Source organism: Oceanicoccus sp. KOV_DT_Chl, from assembly GCF_900120175.1.
GTDB lineage: Bacteria > Pseudomonadota > Gammaproteobacteria > Pseudomonadales > Dasaniaceae > Oceanicoccus.
In genome coordinates, this window is sequence record NZ_FQLF01000001.1 from 503,828 (window position 1) to 516,159 (window position 12,332).

18 protein-coding genes are annotated in these 12,332 nt (G+C 49.1%); 11 read left to right on the forward strand and 7 right to left on the reverse strand.

The genetic code is table 11. The features are described 5' to 3' along the window. From UNITIG_RS02295 to UNITIG_RS02310, 5 genes are all read left to right on the forward strand, one after another. Positions 1 to 1,134, forward strand: a complete 1,134-nt coding sequence (locus UNITIG_RS02295; RefSeq protein WP_235015213.1) for an HlyD family secretion protein — start codon at positions 1 to 3, stop codon at positions 1,132 to 1,134. Then, positions 1,124 to 1,333 carry a hypothetical protein gene (locus UNITIG_RS23915; RefSeq protein ID WP_235015253.1) on the forward strand — a complete coding sequence of 70 codons (210 nt, stop codon included), beginning with the start codon at positions 1,124 to 1,126 and terminating at the stop codon, positions 1,331 to 1,333. Before UNITIG_RS02295 ends, UNITIG_RS23915 begins: the two co-directional genes overlap by 11 nt. Continuing rightward, positions 1,306 to 2,223, forward strand: a complete 918-nt coding sequence (locus UNITIG_RS02300) for a DUF2955 domain-containing protein (protein WP_235015214.1) — start codon at positions 1,306 to 1,308, stop codon at positions 2,221 to 2,223. Before UNITIG_RS23915 ends, UNITIG_RS02300 begins: the two co-directional genes overlap by 28 nt. 6 nt (positions 2,224 to 2,229) lie before the next feature. Continuing rightward, positions 2,230 to 2,673 carry an ion channel gene (locus UNITIG_RS02305; protein WP_101756918.1) on the forward strand — a complete coding sequence of 148 codons (444 nt, stop codon included), beginning with the start codon at positions 2,230 to 2,232 and terminating at the stop codon, positions 2,671 to 2,673. A 148-nt stretch (positions 2,674 to 2,821) separates the two neighbouring features. Continuing rightward, on the forward strand, positions 2,822 to 3,016 hold the full coding sequence (locus UNITIG_RS02310) for a hypothetical protein (protein WP_235015215.1): 195 nt from the start codon (positions 2,822 to 2,824) through the stop codon (positions 3,014 to 3,016). 127 nt (positions 3,017 to 3,143) lie between these two features. Here UNITIG_RS02310 and UNITIG_RS02315 read toward each other — a convergent pair whose 3' ends face one another. Further along, positions 3,144 to 4,220, reverse strand: a complete 1,077-nt coding sequence (locus tag UNITIG_RS02315; RefSeq protein WP_101756919.1) for a dihydrodipicolinate reductase — start codon at positions 4,218 to 4,220, stop codon at positions 3,144 to 3,146. Between the two features lie 126 nt (positions 4,221 to 4,346). On the opposite strand from UNITIG_RS02315, the gene UNITIG_RS02320 reads away from it, so the two are divergent. The 6 genes from UNITIG_RS02320 (at position 4,347) to UNITIG_RS02345 (ending at position 7,724) form a co-directional block, all read left to right on the forward strand. Next, the gene (locus tag UNITIG_RS02320) at positions 4,347 to 4,820 is read left to right on the forward strand and encodes a DUF3010 family protein (protein WP_235015216.1); all 474 of its coding nucleotides are present in this window, start codon (positions 4,347 to 4,349) and stop codon (positions 4,818 to 4,820) included. 25 nt (positions 4,821 to 4,845) lie between these two features. Further along, positions 4,846 to 4,977 carry a DUF2986 domain-containing protein gene (locus UNITIG_RS02325; protein WP_101756920.1) on the forward strand — a complete coding sequence of 44 codons (132 nt, stop codon included), beginning with the start codon at positions 4,846 to 4,848 and terminating at the stop codon, positions 4,975 to 4,977. Between the two features lie 36 nt (positions 4,978 to 5,013). Continuing rightward, positions 5,014 to 5,376, forward strand: a complete 363-nt coding sequence (locus UNITIG_RS02330) for a YajD family HNH nuclease (RefSeq protein ID WP_101756921.1) — start codon at positions 5,014 to 5,016, stop codon at positions 5,374 to 5,376. 86 nt (positions 5,377 to 5,462) lie between these two features. Next, positions 5,463 to 6,161, forward strand: coding sequence for a transposase (locus UNITIG_RS02335; protein WP_101756922.1), 699 nt, complete (start codon positions 5,463 to 5,465; stop codon positions 6,159 to 6,161). Positions 6,162 to 6,233: 72 nt separating this feature from the next. Next, on the forward strand, positions 6,234 to 6,770 hold the full coding sequence (locus UNITIG_RS02340) for a CARDB domain-containing protein (RefSeq protein ID WP_101756923.1): 537 nt from the start codon (positions 6,234 to 6,236) through the stop codon (positions 6,768 to 6,770). A 267-nt stretch (positions 6,771 to 7,037) separates the two neighbouring features. Continuing rightward, on the forward strand, positions 7,038 to 7,724 hold the full coding sequence (locus UNITIG_RS02345; protein ID WP_101756924.1) for a heme-binding protein: 687 nt from the start codon (positions 7,038 to 7,040) through the stop codon (positions 7,722 to 7,724). 42 nt (positions 7,725 to 7,766) lie between these two features. Here UNITIG_RS02345 and UNITIG_RS23285 read toward each other — a convergent pair whose 3' ends face one another. Genes UNITIG_RS23285 through UNITIG_RS02365 form a run of 6 tightly spaced genes read right to left on the reverse strand, consistent with a single transcriptional unit; the run spans position 7,767 to position 12,187 of the window. Next, a complete protein-coding gene (locus UNITIG_RS23285; RefSeq protein ID WP_200821145.1) occupies positions 7,767 to 8,123 on the reverse strand; it encodes a hypothetical protein in 357 nt (118 codons plus the stop codon). Further along, entirely contained in the window at positions 8,105 to 9,037 is a 933-nt protein-coding gene (locus tag UNITIG_RS02350) for a nitrate/nitrite transporter (RefSeq protein WP_200821146.1), read from the reverse strand. Before UNITIG_RS02350 ends, UNITIG_RS23285 begins: the two co-directional genes overlap by 19 nt. A gap of 12 nt (positions 9,038 to 9,049) precedes the next feature. Next, a complete protein-coding gene (gene egtD, locus UNITIG_RS02355; protein ID WP_101756925.1) occupies positions 9,050 to 10,030 on the reverse strand; it encodes an L-histidine N(alpha)-methyltransferase in 981 nt (326 codons plus the stop codon). 3 nt (positions 10,031 to 10,033) lie between these two features. Continuing rightward, the gene (locus UNITIG_RS23920) at positions 10,034 to 10,684 is read right to left on the reverse strand and encodes an SUMF1/EgtB/PvdO family nonheme iron enzyme (RefSeq protein ID WP_235015217.1); all 651 of its coding nucleotides are present in this window, start codon (positions 10,682 to 10,684) and stop codon (positions 10,034 to 10,036) included. Next, the gene (locus tag UNITIG_RS23925) at positions 10,654 to 11,322 is read right to left on the reverse strand and encodes a DinB family protein (protein WP_235015218.1); all 669 of its coding nucleotides are present in this window, start codon (positions 11,320 to 11,322) and stop codon (positions 10,654 to 10,656) included. Before UNITIG_RS23925 ends, UNITIG_RS23920 begins: the two co-directional genes overlap by 31 nt. 16 nt (positions 11,323 to 11,338) lie before the next feature. Further along, positions 11,339 to 12,187, reverse strand: a complete 849-nt coding sequence (locus UNITIG_RS02365) for a PhzF family phenazine biosynthesis protein (RefSeq protein WP_145999059.1) — start codon at positions 12,185 to 12,187, stop codon at positions 11,339 to 11,341. Between the last annotated feature and the right edge of the window lie 145 nt (positions 12,188 to 12,332).

A 12,332-nucleotide genomic window follows, 5' to 3' on the forward strand; every position in this document is an offset into this window, starting at 1 on the left:
GTGACAGACCCACAAAACGCATCCGGGAGCATTAATGCCGACACCGCTGATGGCGGCGAGCAGGCGGTTAAGAAAGGTGGCCTGATCGTACTCGGGGTCATTGTGTTGAGCTTATTGTGTTACTTGACCGCCGACCGTTACACGCCAATGACCAGTCAGGCGAGGGTTGAGGGTTATGTCATCGGCGTGGCCCCGGAGGTCAGCGGCCGAATCACGGAAGTCTGGGTTAGTAATAATCAGGAAGTCAATGCAGGGGATAAGTTGTTTCAAATGGATGCCTCGCAATATGAGATTGCGCTGAATAAAGCAAACTCCGATCTTGAAAATGCTCGTCGTCAGGTGGGCGCTGGTGGTGCTACCGTTGACGCAGCACGCGCTAATTTACTGGCGGCGCAGGCTAATGAGCGCAAGGCGCGGCAGGATGCTGAGCGTTTGCAGCGGTTGTACACCGAGGACTCTGGCACTATTTCTGTACGGCGGCTGGAAATCGCTCAGGCGACACTGGAACAATCCAGTGCGGCTGTGACTGCTGCCAATGCTGATATTCAACGGACTATCCAACAAATGGGCGGCGATGAGATCGACAGCAATACCATTTTGAAAACAGCGCTAACGGCGGTCAGCAAAGCCGAGCTGGATCTCTCTAACACGTTGGTTAAATCGCCTTCACGGGGTGTGGTCACCGACTTGCAGGCGGATGTCGGGCAGTATGCCCGTGCCGGGTCATCGGTGCTGACCTTGATACCGATTCACGATGTATGGATTAGTGCCGCGCTTACCGAGAATAATCTCGGTCATCTAACGGTTAGCACGCCGGTGGAGTTGTTGTTTGATTCTATGCCGGGTGAAGTCTTTGACGGCCAGATCCGCAGTATTGGCTTGGGTGTAAGTGCGGGCTACGAAGCGGCGCCAGGCGCGTTGCCGAGTATTAAAAATGATCGCGACTGGTTACGTCAGGCGCAGCGTTTTCCAGTGATTGTGTCCTTTGATACCGAGCAGGATGAACGGCTGGCAGCGCAGTTACGCATCGGCGGACAGGTTACTGTGATTGCCTACAGTGAAGAGAGTGGTTTGTTACGCTGGCTGGGTAAGCTGTATATTCGCTTTTGTAGTTTGATGTCTTATGCCTACTGATGCAGCTGTCAGTTTGGCAGCAGGTCGGGTTGGGGTCGTCGGGCCGGTGTTGCCTTTAGCGGCAAGGCGTTGCTTTCGATTCGCTGCCGTTGTTGCGCTGTCCGTCGTTATTGCTTACGGCCTGGCATTACCTTTGCCCTTTTTTGCCCTTTATTTGCCGTACTACTGGGCGTGTCGCCCACGCCACCGCCGGCATTGAAAGGATTGGTCGGGCTGATGCTGGGTGTATTGTTAACGCTTGGTACCGGTTTGATTTTGACGCCATTGCTACAGCACTATGCTTTTAGCATGGTGCTGGTGATGGCGGTCGGTTTGTACGGTGCCACACTACTCGGGGTGGCGCAGGGCAAGGCGTTGATTGGTCTGTTGCTGACTATCGGCCTGACTTTGATTCCGGCAGCAGGTTTAGTCAGCTATGGGTTGGCGGTGGATTTGATCCTCGCTTTGATTACCGGCATTGTCATTGCGGTTATTTGCCAGTGGCTGGTGTACCCGTTCTTCCCGGAGTCATCGCCGCTAGCAGCGGAGGCCGCAGAGGCTGCGGTAATATCCGACCCGCAGCAATCACGCTGGATCGCACTGCGCACTGTGCTGATTGTATTGCCACCGGTGATGGCGGCATTCACTAATCCTGCGCTCTATTTGGCAACCATCGTTAAAACGACGCTGCTGGCGCAACAGGGTTCACGACTCAGCGCCAAGGCGGCGGGTTACGAGCTCATCGGCTCCACTTTTTTGGCAGGTTGTTTTGCTATTTTGTTGTGGTTTGGTCTGAAGTTATGGCCCTCGTTATGGATGTTTTTTCTGTGGATGTTGTTGTTGGGGGTTTATATCGCCGCCAAGTTGTATGGGGTAGTTGCCAGCAAATATGAGCCCTCCTATTGGCAGAATGTTATTGTTACCGTAGTGATTTTGCTGGGGCCTGCCGTGGAGGACAGTGCCAACGGCAAAGATGTCTATCAGGCTTTTGCGGTGCGTTTTATGTTATTTATCGCGGTAACGCTTTATGCCTGGCTGGCGATTTGGGTGCTGGAGTATTGTCGGAGCCGGCTCCATGCACGGCGACTATCACGGGCAGGTGAGGGGTAAACCATTATGTTATTGAATTTGTTGATTGGTTTGTCGACGATGTCGGTATGCTTATTACTGCAATCGATTTTGTTGGTCCATGCCATTCGCTATTATTCTCATCACCAACAACAAATTAGTTCTCCTTCTTCCTGGTCGACCCTGATGGTGCTGAGCACCGTGATGTTGCTATTGGTTATTGGTAATGTATTACAGCTGGTGATTTGGGCCGTGGTTTTTGTGTTGTTGGGAGAGTTTTCGAACCTGGCTGATGCTGTTTATCATTCCGCTGTAAATTTCGCTACTCTGGGTTACGGCGATATCGTCATGTCAGAAAAACACCGCTTACTCGGTCCCATTGAGGCGATAAACGGTGTCATTATGATTGGTGTATCCACGGCCTCATTGATGTCTACTTTCCAGGACATACTCAAACATATCGTACAGACAAAACAGGATGTGGGTGCTTAGGGAATCCCCGTAAATATTAATGTGCCTGCGCATACAGCCTTTCAGCGTCAGGTATCAACCGGGTGTAGCAAATTCAGCTGCATTGTTTTTCCTATCCAGGTGGGCGCCGCACTACATAGATAGCGATAGATAGTACAGGTACAGCGCCATGAATTTAATCATGAAAACCGAATTCGAAAACCTGCAAAATAATAACGCACATGCTTATGAAACCGATACTAATTCCGATAAGCAAGTGGTTAAAATTTATTGCGGTGATGTGTTGATTGCGAAAAAAATTAAATTAAAAAAATCCATTCGGTATTTTGGGGTAAAGAATTACCAACAATATTTAACGCCATAAAATCGCATGGTGTAATCAGAGGCTAGAGGCTAGAGGCTAGATACTAGATGTGGGATGCTGGTGGTGTGAGGGTCAGTTCTAACATTTAACATCCAGATGCTAGAGATTAGAACTGACTCTGTTTTTATTAGTTAACTTTTGCCTTGCCGACGACGATGGGTAGGTCCAAGTAAGTTTTAATACCTGGGCCGGCTGCACAGACGACAGGGATGCTGTTGACACAGTGCATGGCGGTGGCAACCATGCCGGGGTTGCGTTTTTGTACTTCCGCCCAATCCATATCCCGAGTGGGGTGGATGCCATGGGTGGTGATGTAAACCGGCGGGTCGGCATCAACGGTCATGGCAAAGCACTCGCCGCGATCGGCGATGACTTTGGCGTCAAACCAGTCGGTTTCAATATTATCGGTGCCCATATACCAATTGGTTTCTGCTTTGATCACCGGCTCGCCATTGACCAGCCCTTGCCAGCGAAAGCGTTGGGCGGCGATTAAGCCCGGTTCAATAATTCCCATCGGTGTATCAATAGGGGCGGTTGCCAGTGCAACCTCGTGAGTCGCCAGCAGTGGGCCATCGAGCGTAAAGCCCATGGCATCGGCGATCATGGTGACTGATTGGCCAAAACCGGCACCTAAAAACTGCAACATAAAACTGTCCTTGGCCTGCTCCGGGGTTTTGCCGAATAACATAATCTCATGCAACACATCCGGTGCGCCGTAGGTCCGGCAATCTGAATATTCTTCACAGCTCACGTAGGTGACATCGCGGGAAAACCCCGACATGATCAGCGGCCATTTTTCAGTGACGCCGCCAGGGTGGATGCCGGTGCCGTGTAAAGTGGTATTGCCTTGTTTGCAGGCAGCTTCAATAGCGGTGGTGTTCAGGTGTTTGGGATAAAACCAACCCAGCGGTGTGACGACATTAATACCTGCTTGCAGGAAGCGCACGATTTCTTCTTCGATGGGCATTAAGGGACTGTAGAGGATGCAGTCGGGTTGCAGGGCTATCAGCGTATCAATATCGTTAGTGGCCTTGATACCGGTAATCAGATCAGGGCGCTGTGCTAGCTCTCCTGCATCTTTACCGACTTTTTCTTTGCTGTGCACCCACACGCCGACCAGTTCCAAATCGGGATGGGAGACAATCCCTTCAATGGCTGCGCGTCCTAAATTGCCGGTGGCCCATTGCACTACACGATACGTCATAATCAGTTGCCTGGCTGAGGAATGAGTTTTGATTATAGGGAGGTGGTAACAGATAAAAAGTGAACATTTCGCAAGAAAAGTGCGTGTGGCAGTCTGTTGTGTTCGTCACGGAGTTACGCGGTTACAATGACGGTTACCAAATTGAGTGATAACGAGATAACGATGAAAGTATGCGGTGTTGAAATAACGACGAATGAAGTGTTTATTTGTTTGTTGAGTCATGATCATGGGGTGTTTACGGTGCCTGACTGTCGCCAGCGCAGTATCACCTCAACCAAAAACCCTGATACGGCAGCTATACGTGGGTTTTATGCGGGCTTTAACAAGTTGATGGAGGATTATAGTGTGGATGAGGTGGTGATTATTGAGCGACCACTGAAAGGTAAATTGGCTGGTAGTACGCTGGGATTCAAATTAGAAACCGCTATTCAATTGATTGAGATGCCAGTATCCATTATCACCCCGTCGACGATTAAAGAGCAGCTGAAGCGCAACAGAATTAACATCCCCTTTGAAGGCTTGGGTTTAAAGAAATTTCAGCAGCAGGCGTTTAATGCGGCTTATGCCTACCAGAGTCAGTTGCTTTTTCAGAACAAATAATGTTTTTGTCCTTTGGTAGATTACTATGAATAGAAAAAAGAAAATCAATCAGGTGTTAACTAAAAAAATGAAAGCCGCTAAGAAAAAGCGGCAGCCTAAAAATGCCGAGCGTTATATATCCAAAGCGGAAAGGGCGAAGTTGGAAGACAATAACTAACAGGACGGTTACCGTGGGCTATCCGGGGTTTAAGTTATGAGTAAAAAATCAGGCAGTAATTACGACAAGGTTCGTGCCGAGCAAATTGAATACAACGCCAAGCGTGCCAAAGGCTATCGCGAACAGGCGTTAAAGCTTTACCCCTGGATTTGCGGACGCTGTGCGCGTGAGTTTACTCGCGCCGGTTTGTCGGAGTTGACGGTGCATCATGTTGATCATAATCACGATAACAACCCAACAGATGGCAGTAACTGGGAGTTGCTGTGTCTTTACTGTCATGATGAGGAACACACCAAGTTTGAGAATTTAGTCCGCTATGGCAGTAGCAAGGATTCTGCACCCGCTGCGGCAACTTATAATCCTTTTGCGGATCTTAAAGATAAAATGAAAGAGGGGTGATTAAAGGGGTCAGAGCCCTTTTACCCTAGCCTCCAGCGTTAGAAAAATATACTCTTTACCCTCTGTAAAGTTTCAAGGATGAAACGATGCCAAGAAAGCCAAGATATTTTCTGCCGAACGTTCCTGTTCATGTTGTCCAGCGTGGGCATTCCAGGTCTCCAGTATTTTTTGAAGCACAAGACTACGCTACCTATTCTTATTGGGTTAAAGAGGCTGCTCTTCGCTATGAAATAGATGTACACGCTTTTGTGCTGATGACAAACCATGTCCATTTACTTATGACGCCTAAGCTTTCAGGCTCGGTGAGTAAATTTATGCAGTATGTAGGTAGGCGTTATGTTCCTTATTTTAATCATAAATACGGTAAGTCGGGCTCGATATGGGAGGGGCGCTTTAAAGCCAGCTTGGTTCAGGATGATCGATATTTGTTAACGGTTATGCGATATATTGAGCTTAACCCTGTACGTGCATTAATGGTTGAGCTCCCATCGCAGTACAGGTGGTCAAGCTATGTTCATAATATTGCTGTGCGTGAAATAAGCTTCGTAAAGTATCATTCTGTTTATATGAATCTTGGTGCTAATCAAGATGAACGTGTAACGGCATATAAGGATTTATTCAAGTCGCATATAGATAAGGAGGTTATGTTGAACATTGGTCGAGCTTGGCAAACGGGTACTCCCTTAGTGAATGATGACTTTAAGCGTACGGTTGAAGAGCAGCTTGGTAAGAAGGTAGGGCATGATAGAAGAGGGAGGCCTGGTAAAAGGGCTCTGACCCCTTAATTAAAATAATTTGAACCCTTTTACAGATTCTGTCGACTTAGGTATGAAATCATTAATCACAGGATCAATTCCATGAAAACGTTAAATTTATTAGTCTCTGCCATGTTATTAACTACTTTTACGATGGGTACTTTGGCGGCATCTCCAAACGGCCCTAAGCCCAAGTGTAAAATGGGTGAAATCCCCGTATTGAAAAGTGGCTCCTGGGTATGCGCTGAACCTGGTATTCAAGCACAGACCAACGCTCAAGAAGGCCGGGCTTCAACTGCCAAAGTTAGCCGAGCGACGCCGCCTCCAGCACGGGCTATGCCTGATCTATCTATCGCTAATATGTTGAAGCTGCAATCGCCGGCTGCCAATATTGATGCCTTTAAGGTATATGTTAAAAATACCGGCTCAATGAAAAGCGCTCCGTGCAAAATGTCTTTGAGTAGCACAAACGGCGGTGGTGAATTGTCTGTTGAATCTATCCCTGCCAATAGCGGCAAGTGGGTTGAAGTGAGCTTTGCTGCTTTTAAAGATGGATCACGCATTAAATTGGTTGTGGATTCACAGAAAAAAGTGACTGAAAGCGACGAAAAAAATAATACTTATGCCTTTAACTGGTAACACCCTGATGTAACGATTAAACCTGCGGCCGCTTTCTGCGACTGCAGGTTTAATGTTAATAGGCTAAAGCGTATAGGCATGCCCCTTGCTTTATCAGCTACCTTTTTGATTCATCCTTCCCGCAGGTATAACTCAGTAATAGCTTCATTATGTCGAGAGTAAAAGGGCTCTGACCCCTTAATCAGTTCATTGATTCATCCACTCCACATCCCTTTGCGTATAACTCAATAGTAGCCACATTTTGGCTAGCAATAGTGGGAGTTCGCGATGCCAGTTTTATTTACTAAGCAATTGCTTCGATTATTAATGGTTAGCGCGTTGCTGTTGACGGGAGCGCCGCTTATGAGTCTGGAACAACCTGGTTATACGGTGTTATATCAACAGGATGGGATTGAATTTCGTGAGTATGAATCGTATCTGGTGACGGCTACTTTTATCGAGAATGAAGAGGATTACAAAGCCGCAGCGAATGAAGGTTTTAAGCGGCTGTTTCGTTATATCACTGGTGATAATGCCAATCAGACCGATATTGCGATGACTGCTCCGGTACAACAAAGCCGTGGTGGTGAATCTATGTCGATGACGATGCCCGTGCAAAATATCCGCAGTGGCAATGGTTATAGCGTTTCTTTTGTTTTGCCTACGAAATACACTCTGGAAACTGCACCGGTACCCTTGGACCCCCGAGTTCAAACAGTTGAAATACCGGGTAAGACAGTGGCGGTAATTAGCTATTCCGGGCGCTGGACTGACAAAAACTTTCAACGTTATCAGCGTGAGCTATTAGCTGGCTTGCAAGCACAAAATATTGATACTCAAGGTGAGGTGGTCAGTGCTTTTTACAATTCGCCTTTCACTTTACCAATGTTTCGTCGCAATGAGGTCATGGTTACCGTTGCCGACTTGCCGGAAATAGTGCAAGCAGAGAAGGCCTCAATTTTGAGCGTTTATTAAAGATTGTGTTTAACGTTCTTACAGCTAAGGAAGGTGTTTTATTTACGTTGAGTTAATCCGCTCCTTGTTTTTTATTGACTTAATCTGCCGGGCTAACAGTGTTGCGAGTATCAGACCAGTGATAGCAATTGCGCTCATCAAGAAAAAATAATGACCAAAGCCGACTGCGCCAGGATTGGTGTCGAGCACGCGGCCAGTGATTGCGGCGAAGAAAATATCAGGGGTAAAACCAAGCAATGAAATCAAACCCACTGCGCTGCCAGTCATCTGCCGTTGCAGTTGGGCTTCTTCAATCAAACTAAAATAAATACCGCGCAGGGCGTAAACCGCAATGCAGCTCAGTAACACATTGCCGATAAGCAGTTGCAAGGGGATATTAGTCAGAGGCTGCATACCCAATATAAAAATACCAGAGCCGCTACTGCAAACAATAACATCACTAGCCGACTGCTGTGCCAGCGGTCTGCCCATAGACCGGCGGCGATTGCGGCTACCGGGCGGGTGTAACTTGCCAGTGTGGTAAGGCGTGCTGCTTCTACTTCGTTCATGCCGAGTACAGCAACCGCATAGACGCCATAATTATCCAGCGCTTTGTAACCGCAATAAGCGCAGACTACGACACCTGCTTGCAGCCAGACGCTGGGTTCGCTGACAATATGTCGCCAGTTGTGAGTGACTGATACGGTGTTTTTTTCAGCGCTGCCAGTTGATTCCGGCAGGGCGAACCACACCAGCGCTGCAGTGATTAAACTGGCTGCGGTGTAAAAGGCGATGACACCCTGCAAGGCGGCAACTGAACTATTACTGCTTGCAAGTTGTTGACTGAGTATCAGTACTGCGACAGTGGCAAACACGCTGGCGACAAGTCCGCGGCCACCATCAAGCATGCCGAAGGCGATACCCTGAGTATCGTTGCCGCCCCAGTCGCGGGTAGCTTTGATCAGCGCCGCCCAGAATAACAAAATGCTGGTGAGGCCCCAGAAACCGAACAACCAATACAGCGCGTTGCGTGTCGGCAGGGTGTAGAGATAGAGTCCGCCCAGTGCGGTAGCGAGTAATGACACTGTCATTAAGCCGCGTGCCGAATAGCGGTCGGCAATGGCGCCACCGGGGAAATAAGCAAGTAAAGCCACTACACCGTACAAGGCAAAAATGTCACCCAGCTGGGTATTAGTTAGGCCAAATACTTCCAGCATGGTGGGACGAAAAAAACGGGGGATATGAAAGGGCAGGCTAAAAATAATTTCACCGGCGATAATTAAAATCGCCAGCGTGGCAAAACGTTGAAAAGTGTTGCCGTTAAGGGCAGTCATTTTGACGAGGGTTTAGTCCGGGTTAACGCTGAGGTAATGCACACTGAACAGCGCGTCATCGTCAAGCCAGCTGCGCTTGATAGTAAAACCGGCGGCTTCGCTGAGCGCGGTAAAACTCTCTAGAGTATATTTGTATGAGTTTTCGGTATGCAAAGTTTCACCTTTATCAAAAGCGATAGCATTGCCATTGACATTAACGGTTTGCGCATGATCGCTTACCAGATGCATCTCGATGCGCTGTAAGGTCTGATTATAAAAAGCCCGATGAGAAAATTGCTGATCAGAAAAGTTACTGTTGATCAGTTTGTTCATGGAATTAAGAATATTCAAATTGAATTCTGCAGTAACACCTTGGGCGTCGTTGTAGGCGGCGTTAAGCAGGTGTTCTTCTTTGTGCAGGTCAACGCCTATTAGTACGCCGCCATCGTTGCCAATCCACTGCCTCAGCCCCGCCAGAAATTTCTCTGCCGCCGCCGGGTCCATATTGCCAATGGTTGAGCCGGGATAAAAAATAACGCGCTGGCCTTCGGGCAGGGTGGTGCGTGTTTGCCAACTATCGGCAAAGTCTGCGCAGATTGCCTGAATTTTCAGCCAGGGAAATTCGCGTCCCAGTTTTACCGCTGAGCGGTATAGAAACTCCGCAGAGATATCCAGAGGCACATAGGCGGAAGGTCTAAGTGTATCGAGTAATAGCCGGATTTTTTCACTGCTGCCGCTGCCTGGTTCAATCAACACACAGCCTTGCCCGCAATGCGCAGCAATATCATTGGCGTTGTCGCTGAGAATCTGGCGCTCAGTGCGGGTGGGATAATATTCCGGTAGTTGCGTAATCTGCTCAAATAATTGTGAGCCGTGAGCATCGTAAAAATATTTGGGATCCACGCGTTTTTGATTGAGTTGCAGGCCTGCGATCACTTCGGCAACGCTATCGGTGGTGGCGGGTTGCTGATCCTCAAAATACACATTGGTGGTTGCTGTGGCAGTGGCTGGCATTGTTCACTCCTGAGTGTGGTCGGTTGGGATAAGGTCTTTGGCAAGTCGCAGCCCGCTGCATTGCCAGCGGTCCTGTGGATAAAAAAAGTTGCGATAACTGGGGCGAGAGTGGCCACTTTGAGTTAGCGCAGAACTGCCCCGCAATACCCACTGGTTACACATAAATTTACCGTTGTATTCACCAATGGCGCCCTGGCTCGGCTGAAAACCTGGATAGGGGCGGTAAGCGGATCCGGTCCACTGCCAGCAGTCGCCATACAGTTGCAGTAGTGGTACGTCACCGCTGGCTATGCTGGCTTGCAGTTTGTTGGGGTTGAAATCGGGTGGCACAAAATCCTGCTGATTAGCGGCATACTCCCATTCTATTTCGGTGGGTAATCTGGCGCCTACCCAGCTGGCGTAAGCATCGGCTTCGTAGCCACTGAGGTGACTAACAGGTTGTTCGGGGTGGCGTGGCCGTAATCCATTCAGGGTGAATTGCAGGGCGCCCCCTTCGGCATCCTGCCAGTAGAGTGGTCGTTGCCACTGCTGTTGCTGTACCGTGGCCCAGCCATCCGCCAGCCAATATTCTGGTCGCTGGTAGCCGCCGTCGTCGATGAACCTTTGAAATTCGGCGTTAGTCACTAGCCGGTTGGCCAGTGCGAAGGGCGCCACAAAAGCCTGGTGCAGTGGGCTTTCATTATCAAAGGCAAACCCTGCGCCGCTATCAGTAGGCGTATCAACCCGATGGTTATTAAGCCGCCGCTAAATTCGCGCCATTGAAATTTCGCTGGTTGTGCGCTTTGATTGGTTTCTGCGGCATGGCTATAGGTCGGGTACAGCGGGTTGGCGGACAGCGAATACAATAAGTCGGTATAAAGTAGTTCCTGATGTTGTTGTTCGTGCTCGATACCCAGCCGGGTGCGTCGCTGGATAGCGTTACTTTCGGGATGAGTGTTATCGGTTAATAAACGCATCATTGCTTGATCAACATGGGACCGATAGCCCATTACTTCGTCCACCGTGGGGCGCGATAGCAAACCGCGCTGCGGCCGCGGGAATTGTTCGCCAATACCGTTGTAATAAGAATTGAATAACACGGCAAATTGGCGATTGGGTGAACGGTAACCGTCAACATAGGGTTGCAATAGAAAGGTTTCGTAAAACCAGCTGGTATGAGCCAGATGCCACTTGGGTGGGCTGACAAAGTCTGCGGCTTGCAATCCGTAATCTTCAATCACCAGTGGTTCGCAAATGGATAGAGATTGCCGCCGGCTCTGCTGGTAATGCTCTGCGAGACTAAGGTTTGTCATTGACAGTATTCCTGCGTCAGTCTTGATTATTGTGTTCAATACAGCGACCGCCAATATCGATAGCCGTCGCTGAAATTCGTGAGAGTAATTGGCCTCCTGCTGGTGAGCATTGCTCAGCCTCAAGGCGTTCAAAGCGAGGTGAGAAGTATGCTGCCAGCACGCGCATTGCCGATCCCGTGGCGATATCTTCATCGACACCGTATTGCGGCGCGAAATAGCGTAGCTGTATCTCGGCTGCGCGCTGTTTTGCGTGCTGAACGGAGGTGCAAATCAGTGCTCGTTGGCTAGCGGCAGTTAGCTTATGGCCGGGAGCTGTCAGTGTTTTTAAAGGGACGTTTGCAGGCCACTCAACAACCAGGTATCCCTGATCATCACCGATGACGGCGGCAGCTAGTGGGGCTGGTTGATTCGGGAAGACAGTGCTTACCCAGTCGGGTACCGGGTAGCTATTGACGGCAAGGCGGTTGAAACGCAGCCAGGTTTGCTCCGCTTCAGACCAGCTTTGGACCTCACTGTCATTCATTAGGAGCGTCAGTTGTGAGCTATTTAGCTGGCGTTGCCAGTAATAGGCCGCCGCTAGCAAGCCGTGGCCACAACAGTGGATCAGTTGACCGCAAGCGGTAAAGCAGCGCACGGCGATGGCAGTATTGGTTTGATGCACGACCGGCCAGCTTTGGCATTGGCTTAAAGCATCAATCGGGGCGGGAGGGTGTGGCGGTTGATGTTGATCGACTAGCAGCAGGCAGGGGTTGCCGTGCAGATGTTGATTGACTCCGCTACCGGTAAAAGCAGTAATCAGCAGGTGATTACTGCTGGAATGAATGTCCCGTTGGTTTCGTCCCTGGATGGCTACTTTCCTCATCATTGTTAAATCACTATTCACTGTTATTAGCTTAGCTTAGTGTCAATGAATAATCATATCGGCTTATCCTATGATTACGTGCCATAGGCTGAAAGGGATGACTGTCGGGCGGTTTTGATCATTATCAGCGTTTGTTGCGTAGTATCCT

What these genes read in the sequence shown, in the direction of transcription:
- UNITIG_RS02325 (WP_101756920.1), top strand. Translation starts at nt 4,846, where the DNA reads ATGAATAGAAAAAAGAAAATCAATCAGGTGTTAACTAAAAAAATGAAA.
- UNITIG_RS02315 (WP_101756919.1), bottom strand. Translation starts at nt 4,220, where the DNA reads ATGACGTATCGTGTAGTGCAATGGGCCACCGGCAATTTAGGACGCGCA.
- UNITIG_RS23915 (WP_235015253.1), top strand. Translation starts at nt 1,124, where the DNA reads ATGCCTACTGATGCAGCTGTCAGTTTGGCAGCAGGTCGGGTTGGGGTC.
- UNITIG_RS02365 (WP_145999059.1), bottom strand. Translation starts at nt 12,187, where the DNA reads ATGATGAGGAAAGTAGCCATCCAGGGACGAAACCAACGGGACATTCAT.
- UNITIG_RS23925 (WP_235015218.1), bottom strand. Translation starts at nt 11,322, where the DNA reads ATGACAAACCTTAGTCTCGCAGAGCATTACCAGCAGAGCCGGCGGCAA.
- UNITIG_RS02305 (WP_101756918.1), top strand. Translation starts at nt 2,230, where the DNA reads ATGTTATTGAATTTGTTGATTGGTTTGTCGACGATGTCGGTATGCTTA.
- UNITIG_RS02350 (WP_200821146.1), bottom strand. Translation starts at nt 9,037, where the DNA reads ATGACTGCCCTTAACGGCAACACTTTTCAACGTTTTGCCACGCTGGCG.
- egtD (WP_101756925.1), bottom strand. Translation starts at nt 10,030, where the DNA reads ATGCCAGCCACTGCCACAGCAACCACCAATGTGTATTTTGAGGATCAG.
- UNITIG_RS02330 (WP_101756921.1), top strand. Translation starts at nt 5,014, where the DNA reads ATGAGTAAAAAATCAGGCAGTAATTACGACAAGGTTCGTGCCGAGCAA.
- UNITIG_RS02335 (WP_101756922.1), top strand. Translation starts at nt 5,463, where the DNA reads ATGCCAAGAAAGCCAAGATATTTTCTGCCGAACGTTCCTGTTCATGTT.
- UNITIG_RS02340 (WP_101756923.1), top strand. Translation starts at nt 6,234, where the DNA reads ATGAAAACGTTAAATTTATTAGTCTCTGCCATGTTATTAACTACTTTT.
- UNITIG_RS02345 (WP_101756924.1), top strand. Translation starts at nt 7,038, where the DNA reads ATGCCAGTTTTATTTACTAAGCAATTGCTTCGATTATTAATGGTTAGC.
- UNITIG_RS02320 (WP_235015216.1), top strand. Translation starts at nt 4,347, where the DNA reads ATGACGGTTACCAAATTGAGTGATAACGAGATAACGATGAAAGTATGC.
- UNITIG_RS02310 (WP_235015215.1), top strand. Translation starts at nt 2,822, where the DNA reads ATGAATTTAATCATGAAAACCGAATTCGAAAACCTGCAAAATAATAAC.